The organism is Nocardiopsis dassonvillei subsp. dassonvillei DSM 43111, assembly GCF_000092985.1.
GTDB classification, from domain to species: Bacteria; Actinomycetota; Actinomycetes; order Streptosporangiales; family Streptosporangiaceae; genus Nocardiopsis; species Nocardiopsis dassonvillei.
Genome location: NC_014210.1, coordinates 1,430,952 through 1,444,902 on the forward strand (window position 1 = coordinate 1,430,952; position 13,951 = coordinate 1,444,902).

Genomic DNA, 13,951 nt, shown 5'->3' on the forward strand with positions numbered 1-13,951 from the left:
CCCCGGCGGGGCGGTCTCCGGGGAGCGGGCGGGGGCGGCCCGGGGGAGCCCTCAGCGCAGGGCGCCGACCTCGGAGTCCGTCGCCAGGTCCGCGTACCCGGCCGTCCAGCCCTCCGCCCCCAGCCGCCTCAGCAGCGGCCCGGCGGCGGTGGCCGGTGCCGCGAACTCCGCCGTCAGGGTGTCCTGGTCCCAGGAGGCGGACACGTCGTCGGCGGTGACGCCGGACTCGTCCAGCACCGCCAGCAGCCGTGCCAGCTCTCCGGGGGCCTCCTCCACCGCCACCCGCAGACGCGCCCCGCCCGGCGGCTGCTCGCGGAGCAGTCCCAGGCCCTGGGAACCCCGGTCCAGCAGGTCGCGCACCCGGCCCGTCTCGCGCGCGCCCTGCCCCGGACCGGAGCGGGAGAGCACGTCCAGGGAGGCCAGCACCAGTGACAGGTCCTCGTGCAGGTCGCGCAGCACCCCGACCAGCGGCCCGGAGTTGGCGCGCAGGATGTCGGTCCACAGCCGGGGGTCGCCGCCCGCGACGCGGGTGGTGTCGCGCAACCCCTGCCCGGCCAGGCGGAAGGCCTCCTCGGCCCCGCCGCGCAACCGCGCCGCCATGAGGCTCGCCACCACGTGCGGTGCGTGCGAGGTCAGCGCCACCGCGTCGTCGTGGGCCTGGCTGTCCATCATCACCGGGACCGCGCCGCACAGGCAGATCATCTCCAGCGCCCGGTTGAGCACTGGTCGCGCGGTGGCCGCCGTCGGTGTGAGAACCCAGGTGCGGCCCTCGAACAGGTCCGCGCGGGCCGCGAGGGGACCCGCCCGCTCCCGGCCGGCCAGGGGGTGGCCGCCGATGAACGTCGCCGGGTCCGCGATGGCGCTCAGCACGTCCCGGCCGGGCGCGGACTTCACGCTGGCCACGTCCGTGTAGGCCCGGGCCAGGCCGCGCAGCTGCTGCTCGGCCAGGACGGCGCCGACCATGCTGGGCGGCACCGCGATCACGGCCAGGTCCACCGCCTCGGCCGGGGCGCCGACCGTTCCGGCGCCCAGCGCGGCGGCGGTGCGGGCCGCGGCGGGGTCCCGGTCCATCAGGTGGACGGCGACCCCGTGCCGTCCCGCGGCCAGCGCCACGGACGTTCCGATGAGTCCCGTGCCGACCACCGCCATGGTGCGGATCACTGCGCACCGCCCTCCAGGTCCTCGCGCAGGCACGCGGCTCCGCCCAGGTAGACGTGCTGGACGTCCGCGCGGGCCAGGCCGCTGCGCGCGTGCACCATCAGGCGCACCGTCCGGGGCAGCGCCCCGGACACGTCCAGCTCCCGCGCGCACATCAGGGGCACGTCCAGCAGCCCCAGCTCGCGCGCCGCCTCCGCCGGGAAGGCGCTCACCAGGTCCGAGGTGGAGGTGAACAGGATGCTCACCAGGTCCTCGCTGCCGATGCCGTTGGCGTCCAGGACCTTGGTGAGCAGCTCGCGGACCCCCGCGAGCAGGTGCTCCCTCTCGTCGCGGTCCAGCTGCACCGCTCCGCGTACCGCGCACACGTTCATCGGCGCGCCTCCTTCGCCCGGCGGGCCTCTCCCAGCACTTCGGCGACCAGGAAGGCCAGGTCCAGGGACTGGCTGCGGTTCAGGCGCGGGTCGCAGGCGGTCTCGTACCGGCGCCGCAGGTCGTCCACGCCGATGCGGCTCCCGCCGCCCACGCACTCGGTCACGTCGTCGCCGGTCAGCTCCACGTGGATGCCGCCGGGGTGGGTGCCCAGGGCGTGGTGGACCTCGAAGAAGCCCCGCACCTCGTCCAGGACGTCGTCGAAGCGCCGGGTCTTGTGCCCGCTGCCGGCGGTGAAGGTGTTGCCGTGCATGGGGTCGCACACCCACGCGACCCGCGCACCGGACGCCGTGACCTTCTCCACCAGCGCGGGAAGCCGGTCGCGGACGCGCCCGGCGCCCATCCTCGTGATGAGGGTCAGCCGTCCGGGCTCGCGGTCGGGGTCGAGCTTGTCCACCAGCGCCAGCACATCGTCGGGTTCGGCGCCCGGGCCGAGCTTGACCCCGACCGGGTTGCGTATGCGCGAGGCGAACTCCACGTGCGCCCCGTCCAACCGCCGCGTGCGCTCGCCGATCCAGACCATGTGCCCGGACACGGCGTAGAGTCCGCCGGTACGCGAGTCCACGCGGGTCAGCGCCGTCTCGTAGTCCAGCAGCAGGGCCTCGTGGGAGGAGTAGAACTCGGTGGTGCGCACCGCCTCGGCGTCGGTGACCCCGCACGCCCGCATGAACGCCAGCGCGTTGTCGATCTCGCGGGCCAGGCGCTCGTAGCGCCGACCGGCGGGGGAGTCGCGGACGAAGTCGCGGTTCCAGGCGTGCACCTGGGACAGGTCGGCGTAGCCGCCGGTGGTGAAGGCGCGCACCAGGTTCAGGGTCGCCGCGGAGGCGTGGTAGGCGCGCTTGAGCCGCTCGGGGTCGGGGCGCCGGTCGCGGGCGGTGAACGCGCGTCCGTTGACGGCGTCGCCGCGGTAGGAGGGCAGGCTCACCCCGTCACGGGTCTCGGTGGGGCTGGAACGCGGCTTGCCGTACTGCCCGGCGATGCGGCCCACCTTCACCACGGGGACGGAGCCCGCGTAGGTGAGCACGGCGCCCATCTGGAAGAGCGTCTTGAGCTTGTTCCTGATCTGGTCGGCGGAGACGCCGTCGAGGGCCTCGGCGCAGTCGCCCCCCTGGAGGAGGAACTCCTCTCCGCGCGCCACGGCGCCCAGGCGGGCCCTGAGCTGGTCGCACTCGCCCGCGAAGACCAGCGGCGGGTAGGAGGCCAGGTCGGTGAGCGCGTCGGAGAGGGCTTCGGGGTCGGGCCAGTCGGGCTGCTGTTCGGCGGGTAGGGAACGCCAGTCGTCCACGGTGGTCGTGCTCTGCTCGGGGTTCATGGTGGCCATGCCTCACAAGGGGGTGGTGGAGAGGGGCGGCACGGGGCGGTGGCGGGGCTCGGCGGGGACGGGGCCGAGGAGGCGCGGGCGGTCCGGTGGCGGTGGTGGGGCGGGGGGAGGAAAGAAGGGGGTGCCGCCCCGGGTCCGGGAGGCGGCACCCGGTCCGTGTCAGGCTCCCGTGGGGTGGGCGGCCCGGTCCTCCTCGACCGGCCGCGGCGCGGCCGGGGGCGGCACGTACAGGTCGGTGGCCTCGTGGCCCACCCTGCGCGCGGTCAGGGCCGCGGGCACCATGGCCAGCAGCGCGAGCAGGGCCAGGCCGACGCCGACCCACAGCGGTGCGCGCAGGCCGAAGGCGTCGATGCCCATGCCGCCGACCCAGGAGCCGACGACCACGCCCATGGTGATGAACGAGGAGTGCACGGTGTTGACCAGGGCGCGCGGGTTCCCGGCGCGCTGGACGCGGGTGATCATCGCGGGGTTCAGCGTGATGCCCACCAGGCCGATGCCCGCCATCGCCAGCAGGGCGGGGACCGGCAGGTCCGCGAAGAGGGCGAAGACGCCCAGGAAGACCGTGTTGAGCGCCAGACCGGCCACGATGACGGTCACGGTGTGGGACATGGCCAGGCGGCCGACCACGATGTTGCCGATGACCGTCGCCCCGCCGTAGCCCAGGAGCAGCAGCGGCACGATGTCGCGGGAGAACCCGGTGACCTCGGTGAGGATCGGCGTGAAGTAGGAGAACGCCGCGAAGGTGGCGCCGATGATGAGCGTGGAGGTGGCCATGATCGTCCACAGGCGCGGGCGGCGGAACACCTCCAGCTCGGAGCGCAGGGCCCCGGCCTCCTCGGCCTTCTCCAGGCGCGGCAGCGCGAGCATGGTGGCCACGGCCACGACCACGGTCAGCACGCCGACGGCGGCGAAGGCGGCGCGCCAGCCGAACTGGCCGCCGATGAGCGTGGACAGCGGCAGGCCGAGCAGGGTGCCCACCATGAGGCCCTGGAGGGCCACACCGGTGGCGCGCCCGCGCAGGTGCGGCGCGGTGACCTGCGCGACCGCCGACAGGGCGACGCCGAAGAAGGCTCCGGCTGCCGCTCCGGTGATCACGCGGGCCACGAGCATGGGCCAGTAGGAGGTGGAGAGGGCGGCCAGCGCGTTGCCGACGAAGAAGATGGCGAAGAGCACCATCAGGGCGTGGTTCGTGCGCAGCCGGAGCACCGACAGGGTCGCCAGCGGCCCGCCGAGCGCCATCGCCAGTGCGAACGCGGTGATGAGGTAGCCGATCTGCGGGATGGTGGCCCCCAGGTCCTCGGACATCTGCGGCATGAGTCCACCGACGAGCAGCTCGCTGGTGACCATGGCGAAGATGCCGAGCGCCATGAGGTAGACGGACTTGGGCATCGGAGCTTCCTTTGAGTTTTGAATTGATCAGACCAAAACTAGGGCGCACGGGGAGACGCACGCGGGCACGCGGCCGCGCCGACGCGGGTCAGGGAGTCAGCGCGGTCGTGCTGGTCGGGGGCGTTGGTCGGTCGGTCCCGGGATCAGGGCCTGAGTGCCTCGATCCCGGTGGAGGCGATGCCCTCCAGCGCCGTTCTCCCGGCGCCCGACTGGGCCGCGACCCTCATCCCTGAGATGAGGGAGGTCACGTACCAGGCCAGGTCGCCGGGGTCCCGGTCGGCGGCGATCGAACCGTCGAGCTGGCCGTCCATGACGGTCAGGCGCAGTGAGGACAGGCGCTTGTGCAGGTCCGCCTCCACCACCTGGGCGATACCCGGGTTGCGCGAGGCCACCGCGGTGATGGTGTTGACGGTGAAGCATCCCGACCCGCGGCCGTTCTCCCGGTTGTCGGTCTCGTCCTCCACGATCACGGTCAGCAGCGAACCGATCCGGTCCAGCCCGCTGCCCTTGGTGGAGTCCAGCACGGACCCCTGACGCGCGGTCATGGTGGTGACGTAGTAGGAGAGCGCCCGTCGGAACAGGTGCTCCTTGGAGTGGAAGGTGTTGTAGAGGCTGCTGCGGGTCAGTCCGGTCGCCTGGCACAGGTCGGCCGTGGAGGTCCCGTCGAACCCCTTGGCCCAGAACTCGCGACAGGCCGCCCGGACCACCTGCTCCTCGTCGAACTGGCGTGGTCTCCCCATGATCCAGACGGTACCACTTTATGGATGGAACGTCACAAAAAATCGGGGATCCGTGAGAGGCGTGCGGGCCGCCGGCGGTCCCGGCGGCCCGCGCCCGGTCAGGCGTTGCGACCACCGTCCACACCCAGCCGGGCGCCCGTGGTGAACCCCGCAGACGGGGAGACCAGGTAGGCGACCGCATCGGCGACCTCCTCCGGCGTCGCGAACCTGCCCAGCGGCGACGCCTCCTTCTGGGGCGCGGAGTTGGGTCCGTCCTGCGGGTTCATGTCGGTGTCGGTGGCGCCCGGGGCCACCTCGTTCACCGTGATCCCGCGCGGCCCGAGGTCACGGGCCAGCGCCTTGGTCATACCGGTGATCGCGGCCTTGGAGGTGGCGTAGACCGTGTATCCGGCGCCCGGGACGCGCTCGCCCACACAGGAGCCGAGGTTGACGATCCGGCCGCCCTCGCCCAGGTGGCGCGCCGCCGCGCGGGAGGCCAGCAGGGGGCCGCGCACGTTGACGTCGAGCACGCGACCGGCGACCGCCGGGTCCAGGTCGTCGATCACGGCGGAGGAGGGGTCCAGTATCCCCGCGTTGTTGACCAGGATGTCCAGGCCGCCCAGCAGTTCGGCGGCCTCGTCCACGACCCGCTCCGCGTCCCGGGCGTCGCCCGTGTCGGCCTGCACGATCACCGCCTTGCCGCCGGTCCGCTCGGCGATGGCCGCGGCGGTGGCCGCGGCCGACTCGGCGTCGGAGTGGTAGCTGATCGCCACCGCCGCCCCGTCGCGGGCCAGACGCAGGGCGATGGCCGCCCCGATCCCGCGGCCTCCGCCGGTCACCAGTGCCCGCCTGCCATCGAGGACGCCGCTCATACCCTGCTCTCCCGCTCCGTGCCGGTGTGGTGGGTGAGGTCGGCGCGCGTGTCGGCGGCCTCCCCCCGTGTGAACTGGATCTGGATGGACCCGTACTTCTCGCCGACGTCGTTGATCCTGCCGTCGTCGGCCGGGTCGCGGGGCGGCGCCGGGCGCGCGGCCACGACCGGGGAGCCCGCCTCCAGGAAGAAGCGCTCGTAGCCCCCGGGGGTGAAGATCAGTAGCTGGCGAGCCGGGTGCGTGCCGGTGTTGCGGAACCCGTGGACGGTCCCGTGCGGGATGAACACGTAGTCCCCGGCCCGGGCACGGAAGGTGCGCTCACCGGCGTAGATCTCCAGCTCCCCGTCCAGGACGTAGAACGCCTCGTCCTCGACGTCGTGCGTGTGCAGCGGCGGCCCGCCCCCCGGCGGGACGGACGCCTCGATGAGCGTCATCGCGCCCCGCGACTCGTCCCCCGAGGCCTTGACCGTGTACACGTCGCCGTTGAGCCACACGGTCGTGCCCTCGCCGCGGGCGCGGAACACGACCCCCGGCTCGGGCGCGGGCGTGGTGAGCAGTTCCTCGGGCACGCTCATACCGGGGCCCCCTTGCGCTCCGGGGCTGCGGAGGCGGACAGCACCCGCCCGTCGCTGAGCACCCTTCCGGCCTGGGCGGGCGTCTCCTGCCCGTCCTGGTCGATGGTGAGCACGCGCAGCCAGGCGTCCCGGCAGCCCACGAACACCCCCTCGGGGGAGGTGCGCACCAGGCCGGGCACCGGAGGCCCGTCCGGGACGGGGCCGCCGCCGGTGACGGAGAGGATGGTGACCGTCTCGCCCTCGGGGGTCTGGGCGAACGCGCCCGGGTGCCGGTAGCCGGCGCGTACGTGGCAGGAGACCTTGTGCGCGGTGTAGGTGAAGTCCAGCCGGTACTGGTCGGCGCCCGGCCGGGTGAAGTAGGTCCGCTCCGAGGGGTCCTGCGGTACGCGGGTCAGCGTCCGCCGGGCCAGGCTCGGGATCAGGTCGAGCAGCATCAGGACGTTGGCCCGCTCCTGGATGGTGCGCAGCTCCAGGGCGGTCTCCCGGCCGGTCAGCGGGGTGGCGTGCTGGGCGAGGATGGCCCCGGTGTCCAGTCCCTCGGCCATCTCGATCGCGGTCACCGCGCCCTCGGTCTCGCCGTTGCGCACCATCCAGTAGAAGGGCGCCAGACCGGCGTAGCGGGGCAGCGGGCTGGGGTGGAAGTTGACCGAGGTGACGCGGGGGACCGACAGCAGGTCGGCCTTGAGCACCTGCTGGAAGTTGCCCACGATCAGGTAGTCGGGGGCCATCGCCCGCAGCGCCTCCACCGTGTCGGGGGAGTTCACGCTCCTGGGGCGCAGGACCGGGACGCCGAGGCGCTCGGCCCGGCCCTCCAGGTCCACCTGCTGGTCGTCGCTGACGAAGTAGTCGCACACCTTGCCCGGGGGACTGGTCACGACGGCGGCGAGGTCGATCAGGGGGTGGTGGTGGAGCATGTCGAGGAAGGGGGAACCGAGTTTGGAGTTGACCTCGGATAAGAGGACGACGCGTGCGGTCTCGGGCATCACTGCTCCTTGTGCGTGGGGGATGGTCCGTGGCGCGGGGCGGGGTCTCACAGGAAGGGCGAGGTCGACTCGCCGCCCAGCAGGATGTTCCCGGTGAGCTGGAGGATGGAGTCCTGGGCCACGGCGTGCTGGCACATGGTGTTGGCGTCGCGCAGCCAGCGGTCCATCGGGGACCGGTCGCGGTAGACCGACGCGCCGCCCACCAGGTCGAACAGCCGGTGCACGATCGAGCGCGCCGTGCGGAAGGCGTGGTATCGGGCCAGCGCGGTCTCCGCGCGGGCGTCGACGTCGCGCTCGCTTCCCAGCTCCAGGGCCTCCCACTGGCGTTCCAGGGTGGAGTACACGGACGCGCGGGCGGCGGTCAGCTCCATCTCCATCTGGGCCACGGCCTGCTGCACGCGGTGGTCCGCGGGCCAGGGGAGGCCGGTCTCGCGGTCGACGCGGCCCGGCGCCAGGCCGCGCACGTGGTCCAGGGCGGCACGGGCCAGGCCCAGTGGTACGCCGGACATCTTGCGCAGGATCGCGTCGGGGGCGTCGTGCAGCGGTCCGGTGCGCACCGGACGGTTGAAGGCGAAGGTGCGTTCCTCGGGCACGAACAGCTCCTCGACCGTGTAGTCCAGCGACCCCGAGCCGGCCAGGCCCGTGGTGTGCCAGGTGTCGACGATCTCGTACTCGTCGGGCGAGGCCAGCGCGATCCGCCACTCGGGCTTGCCGGTGCGGGGGTCGATGACGGGCTCGCCCTCGTCGTCGCGCACGGTGCACCCGGCGGCGAGCACGTCGCAGTGGGTGATCCCCGAGCCGAACCGCCACCGGCCCGAGACGAGGTAGCCGCCCTCGACCCGGCGCGCGTTGCCCTGCGGGAAGATCCAGCCGGACTGGGCCAGGTCCAGGGACGGGTAGACCCGCCGGGCCGTGTCCTGGTCGATGAAGCCCGAGTAGATGCCCGAGTCCATGCCGATCATGGCGCACCAGCCCACGGAGACGTCCCCGTAGGCCGCGGCCTCGACCACGCGGGCCTGCTCGACCGAGGTCAGGCCGGGGCCGCCCCAGGAGGCGGGCGCCGCGGCGCGGAAGACGCCGGCGCCGCGCAGCAGCTCCACGACGTCGGCGGGAAGCCTGCGGTGCTCCTCGATGCGGGCGGAGTGCTCCCTGAACAGGGGCTGGAGGGCCACGACCGCGGCGTGGATCTCCTCGAAGCTGTTGGGAACGGTTGTGTCGGCGGTGGCGGTGGGGGCCGTGCCCGTGGCCAGGGACGTGCTCATCAGGGGGTGTTCCTCTCCGTGGTCATCGTCGGTCAGGAGTAGCGGCCGCGCGCGATCACGTCGCGCGGGTCCAGGACGGTGCGGATCGTGCGGATCAGGGCACGGGAGGCGGGGTCGCCGAGGAAGTCGGTCCGGGACGCGTGGTCCACGTCGAGCCGGTAGGGCAGGTATCCCGCGGACGCGAAGGACTCGTGGAGCAGGTCCAGCCCGAGGTGGGCGCGCTCGGTCTCGTCCGGGTCGGACCGGTCGAAGCGCAGCGAGACCACCAGGTCCACCACGTCGGGGTCCAGGGCGTTGACGGTGGCTCCCGGGCGCAGCCCGGTGCGCGTGTGCACCCAGTCGAGCAGCGCGAGCGCGGCGGTCACGTCCCGGCCGGTGTAGGGGACCAGCGGCAGGAAGAAGATCCAGCCGCCGCCCCGGGTGTCCACGTCCGCCGCGCTCCGGCCCACGGCCGAGCGCAGCATCTCCTCGTGGTGGGAGACGTCGCCCGCGTACCCGGCCTCGACCACGCGCGAGACCACGTCGGAGGGCTCGGGCGGGTCCTGGTCGGAGCGCAGCACGGAGGTGAACAGCTTGGCGGCCCCGGCCTCGGCGGCCAGGACCGCGAGCAGGGCCTCCACGGACTCGGCGGTGCCTCCGACGCTCAGGTGCGCCAGGTATCCGGGGGAGGCGGCGGTGCCGTAGGAGGAGGCGGAGGTGGTGTCGTAGACCTTGAGGACCCCCTGGAAGAGGCCCTGGCCCTGCCAGCGGCGGAAGACGTCCACCGCCGCGCCGAGGTCGGCGGGCCCGAAGGTCAGGCGCAGTACCCGCTGGACCTCGGGGCGCACGGGGAGGCGCACCACCCCCGCGACGGCGACGCCGAGGTCGGACTGGGTGAACAGGTGCAGCGGGGAGGGTCCGAGCCCGTGGGGGTTGGGCGCGCCGCCCCCCTCGCCGGGCCACCAGCCCACGCGCGCCACCTCGCCCCCGGGCAGGACCACCTCCAGGCCGACGAGGTCGTGGACGCGCTGGCGGCGCAGCCCCACGCCCCGGTCCAGGGCGTTGCCCAGGACGCTGGTGTGCGCGGAGGAGGCGGTGACGTTGAGCATGCGGCCGGTACCGGCCAGCTGCTCCGACAACTGGCGCTGGGTCACTCCGGCCTCGATCACCGCCCAGCCCGCGTCGGTGTCGACGCGGCGGACGCGGTCCAGTCCGTGCAGTTCGAGGCGTACGGCGCCGTCCCCGACCGGCTCGCGCGAGCCCAGGCCCCAGTTGCGGCCGGTGGAGACCGCGTACAGGGAGGGGGCGTCGGCGTCGTCCAGGGCCCGCAGGAGTGCGGGGACCTGCTCGGCGCGGGTGGGGCGCAGCACGGCCAGTGTGTCGCGTGTGGCGAAGCCGGAGACGTTGGCGTGCCCGGGCGCGGGGCCCAGGACGTGGTCGGTGTCGGGTCCCAGCACGGAGCTGACCCGTCTGCGGAGGTCGGACAGGGCGTGGTCGGTCACAGCGGTCTCCCCGGCTGCGGTCGTCGGTGGGGGTGGGGGCGGTGGCGTCTCAGGGGCGGTCGCGTGTGGCGCCGTCGAGGTAGACGTGGCGGACCTCGTGTCCGGGCTCCACGCGCGCCAGCGCCATCACGCGGACGGTGCGGCGTGGTGCGCCGTCCCAGACGGGCTCGGCGGCGCACAGCGCCGGGACGTCGTCGAGCAGGCGGTGCTCGCGCAGGACCAGCGGCGGGACGTCCGCCGTCAGGTCGGGGGTCACGGTGAACCACAGGCACGCCACGTCGGCGGGGGAGAGCCCGTTGCGGTCGAGGACCCCGCGGACCATGGCCAGGGTCGCCGCGGCGATCGCCTCGCGGGTGTCACCGGCGACACCGGTGCCGCCGCGCACCGCGCGCAGCACGGGGTTCACGCCGTTACCATCCGCCCCTGGTGGAACAGGAGCGCGCCGTCCGCGGGGTCGCCCAGGTGGGTGGCGCTGACCCGCCCGGTGTACATGCGGTGGTCGCCCTCCTGGCGGACGGAGGTGGTCTCGCACGTGAGCCCGCCCAGGGCGCCCCGCAGGACGAGGCAGCCCGAGGGGGTGGTGGTGAAGTAGGGGCCCAGGGCCTCGCCGCGGGGTTTGTCGGAGGCGGCGAACAGCCGTGCGTGCGTCTCCTGGCCGCCGGAGAGCAGGCTCAGGCAGAAGCCTCCGGTGGCGTCCACGACCCTGCCGGCGCGGGAGGTCTCGTGAAGGGAGACCAGGACCGTGGGAGGGTCCAGGGTGACGGAGATCAGCGAGTTCACCGTGGTGGCCACGGCCTCGGCTCCGCTGCCCGAGGTCAGGACCGCCACGCCGGTGGGGAACAGGCGCATGACCGAGCGGAGGTCGGGCGGGTGCGCATGGGGGGTCTGCGTGTTCATCCGTGGTGCCCTTCGTCAGCTGGGTGGTGCTTGACGGACGCCTCCGGGGGCGGAGAAGGCGCGTGAGGGAGGGGCTCTGGTTTTAAACACCTCGTTCCAATACGGAGAATTTACCACGTCCCGCTCTTTTGTTTTAGGTGGTGTGCATCACATGAGAATGTGCGGGAACGGTTCCCCCGTTTTCCCTTTGGTTTAGGTGAATGTGCAGGTGGAAAACGGGTTGACTTGCCGCTTCATGGCTGCTCTAGTGTGCGCTCCGTGCCTTTTTCGGCCAGAAAGAGGGCCTTCCCTGTCGCGGTTCTCCGGTGGTAATGAGAGGGGTGGCGGCAGTGGCTCACCGTATTCGGTAATCGTTGTGGAAGCCGGGTAAAACCTTTTCCCGGTGACGGTGGGTCGACCATTCGCCGTCATCGGCCCATGCGGAGGGGGAGTCAGGGAATGGAACGCAGTCCCGGTACGCGGGTCCGGCTGGGCGGGTCCTCGGTGGAGCTCAGTCCCCTCGGGCTGGGCACCGCCCCGCTCGGCAACGGCGGCTACCGGGAGGTGGACGAGGAGGCCGCGGCCGCGACGGTCCTGGCGGCGTGGGAGGCGGGCGTGCGCTACTTCGACACCGCTCCCCACTACGGCCTGGGCCTGGCCGAGCGCCGCCTGGGCCGCGCCCTGGCCGGTCTGCCCCGCGAGCAGTACGCGGTCTCGACCAAGGTCGGCCGCCTGCTGGAGCCCACCCCGCACCGCGCCGGGCGGTGGGACGACCAGGGCTTCGCCGTTCCCGCCGCGTACGGGCGGCGGTGGGACTTCAGCGCCGACGGGGTGCGCCGCTCCCTGGAACAGAGCCTGGAGCGGCTGGGCCTGGACCGGGTGGACGTGGTGCTCCTGCACGACCCCGACCACCACTGGGAGCAGGCGGTCGGTGAGGCCTACCCGGCCCTGCACGAGCTGCGCGACCAGGGCGTGGTCGGCGCGATCGGCGCGGGCATGAACCAGGCGCGCATGCTGGAGCGCTTCGCCGTGGAGACCGACGTGGACGCCGTGCTGCTCGCGGGCAGGTACACGCTGCTGGACCAGGGGGCGGCGGCCACGATGCTCCCGGCCTGCCTGCGCGCGGGGGTGTCGGTGATCGCGGCCGGAGTGTTCAACAGCGGGATCCTGGCCGTGGACGAGCCCTCCGCCGACGCCACCTACGACTACGCGGCCGCCCCCGGGCCGCTGCGCGACCGGGCGCTGCGGATCGCCGCGGTGGCCCGCCGCCACGGGGTCGGTCTGCCCCAGGCGGCGATGGCCTTCTGCGCGCGCCACCCGGCGGTGGCCGGGGTCCTGGTGGGGGCCCGCTCGGCCGGGGAGATCACGCACGACGCCCGCCTCCTGTCCGCCCCTGTCCCCGAGGACCTGTGGGCGGACCTGGAGGCCGAGGGCCTGCTCGTCCCCGGAACCGCGCACTGACCCCCGCGGCCCGAGGCCGCCGCGCGGACGGACGCGAGACCACCTTCCGCGCGGACGGGCTTCGCGTCGTCGCGGCGACTGCCGACCCCGGCGTTCCGCACCGGCGCTGCGGGGTCTCCCGGAGTCGCGGGCCCGCGTCGTAGGGTGGCCGTGCGGCCCGCGGCCGCGGGCCGCACGGCGAACCGAGGGGAGCGCCACGTGCGCCTGGTCTGCGTACTCGACACCAACGACCTCCATGCCGCCGCCGACTTCTGGTGCGCCGCGCTGGGCTTCGAGCGCGAGGAGGGCCAGCACCCGGTCTACCTCGCGCTGAAGGACCCGGGCGGGCGCTGGCCCGACCTGGTCCTCCAGAAGGTGTCCGAGCCCCGCTCCGGCAAGAACCGGATGCACCTGGACCTGGTCGTCCACGACCTGGACGCGGAGGTCGAGCGGGTGCGCGCGCTGGGCGCGGAGGTGCTGCGCCCGGCCTACGAGGAGGACGGCCACCTGCTGGCGGTCCTGGCCGACCCCGAGGGCAACGAGTTCTGCGTGGTCGAGCGCCTCGACGGCACCCTGGGCGGGTAGCGCGCGCCCGGTCCGCGCCATGTGTGCGCCGAAGGCGCCGGGGTAGCGCTCACCACACGGCCGGCGCGCCGCCGAACCGCGCGGACGCGGGCCGTCGCGCCACGGGATCCAGACGACGCGACCGGGTGAGGTGGCACACGTGTTTCGGGACCGGCGAGAGGCGGGCGAGCGGCTCGCCCGCGCGGTGGCGGAGCGGGCGGGACCGCGCCCGCGCGTGCTGGCCCTGCCCCGGGGCGGCGTCCCCGTGGCCAGGCCCGTCGCCGACGCCCTCGGCGTGCCGCTGGACATCGTGGTCGCGCGCAAGATCCCCGCCCCCGGCAGCCCGGAGACGGCGATCGGGGCGACCACGGCCGAGGGCCCCGCGCTGTTCGACCAGAGGGCGCTGGACCTGCTGGGCATCCCCGAGGGACGCCTGGCCGAGATGGTCGGGGCCCAGCAGGCCGAGGCGCGGCGCAGGCTGCTGGCCTACCGGGGGGAGGACCCCGAGCCCGAGGTCACCGGATACGACGTCGTGGTGGTCGACGACGGCCTGGCCACCGGGATGAGCGCCAGGGCGGCGCTGACCTCGGTGCTCACCCGGCGCCCCGCGTCCCTGACGCTGGCCGTCCCCGTGGGCGCGCCCGAAGCCGTCCGCGCGCTCTCCGGCGTCTGCGACCGGGTCGTCTGCCTGGAGACACCGCCGGACTTCGGCGCGGTCAGCCTCTGGTACGCGAGGTTTCCCCAGGTCACCGATGACGAGGTGCGCGGCCTGCTGGTGAGGCTTCCCCGAGGGCCCGGAGAACCCGGCGGCCCGGGTTCCCACGGCTCCGGCGGTCCCGGAGACGGCCCTCCCGGCCGCCCCTGACCGTCACCGGCCGCCGC

General features: G+C 73.8%; 15 protein-coding genes. 3 read left to right on the forward strand and 12 right to left on the reverse strand.

Translation table 11 applies throughout. The annotated features are described in order from the left end of the window. Positions 1-51: 51 nt before the first annotated feature. From NDAS_RS05870 to NDAS_RS05925, 12 genes are all read right to left on the reverse strand, one after another. Positions 52-1,161, reverse strand: a complete 1,110-nt coding sequence (locus NDAS_RS05870) for a prephenate dehydrogenase (protein ID WP_013152223.1) — start codon at positions 1,159-1,161, stop codon at positions 52-54. Next, positions 1,158-1,529, reverse strand: a complete 372-nt coding sequence (aroH, locus tag NDAS_RS05875) for a chorismate mutase (protein WP_013152224.1) — start codon at positions 1,527-1,529, stop codon at positions 1,158-1,160. Before aroH (NDAS_RS05875) ends, NDAS_RS05870 begins: the two co-directional genes overlap by 4 nt. Beyond that, positions 1,526-2,908 (reverse strand): class II 3-deoxy-7-phosphoheptulonate synthase, encoded by a 1,383-nt coding sequence (locus tag NDAS_RS05880; protein WP_197724874.1) that lies wholly within the window; start codon positions 2,906-2,908, stop codon positions 1,526-1,528. Before NDAS_RS05880 ends, aroH (NDAS_RS05875) begins: the two co-directional genes overlap by 4 nt. Before the next feature lie 159 nt (positions 2,909-3,067). Further along, positions 3,068-4,297: an MFS transporter gene (locus tag NDAS_RS05885; protein WP_013152226.1), complete on the reverse strand. Its 1,230-nt coding sequence runs from the start codon at positions 4,295-4,297 to the stop codon at positions 3,068-3,070. A 143-nt stretch (positions 4,298-4,440) separates the two neighbouring features. Continuing rightward, positions 4,441-5,037 carry a TetR/AcrR family transcriptional regulator gene (locus NDAS_RS05890; protein ID WP_013152227.1) on the reverse strand — a complete coding sequence of 199 codons (597 nt, stop codon included), beginning with the start codon at positions 5,035-5,037 and terminating at the stop codon, positions 4,441-4,443. 98 nt (positions 5,038-5,135) lie between these two features. Further along, entirely contained in the window at positions 5,136-5,888 is a 753-nt protein-coding gene (locus NDAS_RS05895) for an SDR family oxidoreductase (RefSeq protein WP_013152228.1), read from the reverse strand. Continuing rightward, positions 5,885-6,463 carry a quercetin 2,3-dioxygenase gene (locus tag NDAS_RS05900; protein ID WP_013152229.1) on the reverse strand — a complete coding sequence of 193 codons (579 nt, stop codon included), beginning with the start codon at positions 6,461-6,463 and terminating at the stop codon, positions 5,885-5,887. Before NDAS_RS05900 ends, NDAS_RS05895 begins: the two co-directional genes overlap by 4 nt. Next, the gene (locus tag NDAS_RS05905; protein ID WP_013152230.1) at positions 6,460-7,446 is read right to left on the reverse strand and encodes a methionyl-tRNA formyltransferase; all 987 of its coding nucleotides are present in this window, start codon (positions 7,444-7,446) and stop codon (positions 6,460-6,462) included. Before NDAS_RS05905 ends, NDAS_RS05900 begins: the two co-directional genes overlap by 4 nt. Positions 7,447-7,493: 47 nt before the next feature. Continuing rightward, positions 7,494-8,708, reverse strand: a complete 1,215-nt coding sequence (locus NDAS_RS05910) for an acyl-CoA dehydrogenase family protein (protein WP_013152231.1) — start codon at positions 8,706-8,708, stop codon at positions 7,494-7,496. 32 nt (positions 8,709-8,740) lie between these two features. Then, positions 8,741-10,189: an FAD-binding oxidoreductase gene (locus NDAS_RS05915; protein WP_013152232.1), complete on the reverse strand. Its 1,449-nt coding sequence runs from the start codon at positions 10,187-10,189 to the stop codon at positions 8,741-8,743. Positions 10,190-10,238: 49 nt separating this feature from the next. Next, complete coding sequence (gene aroH, locus NDAS_RS05920; RefSeq protein ID WP_013152233.1) at positions 10,239-10,595, reverse strand: chorismate mutase; 357 nt, start codon at positions 10,593-10,595, stop codon at positions 10,239-10,241. Further along, on the reverse strand, positions 10,592-11,086 hold the full coding sequence (locus tag NDAS_RS05925) for a flavin reductase family protein (protein WP_013152234.1): 495 nt from the start codon (positions 11,084-11,086) through the stop codon (positions 10,592-10,594). The genes aroH (NDAS_RS05920) and NDAS_RS05925 overlap by 4 nt, the downstream gene beginning before the upstream one ends. Before the next feature lie 438 nt (positions 11,087-11,524). Here NDAS_RS05925 and NDAS_RS05930 point away from each other — a divergent pair, with 438 nt between their 5' ends. From NDAS_RS05930 to NDAS_RS05940, 3 genes are all read left to right on the forward strand, one after another. Next, positions 11,525-12,526 (forward strand): aldo/keto reductase, encoded by a 1,002-nt coding sequence (locus tag NDAS_RS05930; RefSeq protein WP_013152235.1) that lies wholly within the window; start codon positions 11,525-11,527, stop codon positions 12,524-12,526. Positions 12,527-12,724: 198 nt separating this feature from the next. Further along, complete coding sequence (locus NDAS_RS05935) at positions 12,725-13,090, forward strand: VOC family protein (RefSeq protein ID WP_013152236.1); 366 nt, start codon at positions 12,725-12,727, stop codon at positions 13,088-13,090. Positions 13,091-13,229: 139 nt separating this feature from the next. Then, the gene (locus tag NDAS_RS05940; protein WP_013152237.1) at positions 13,230-13,934 is read left to right on the forward strand and encodes a phosphoribosyltransferase; all 705 of its coding nucleotides are present in this window, start codon (positions 13,230-13,232) and stop codon (positions 13,932-13,934) included. Positions 13,935-13,951: the final 17 nt, after the last annotated feature.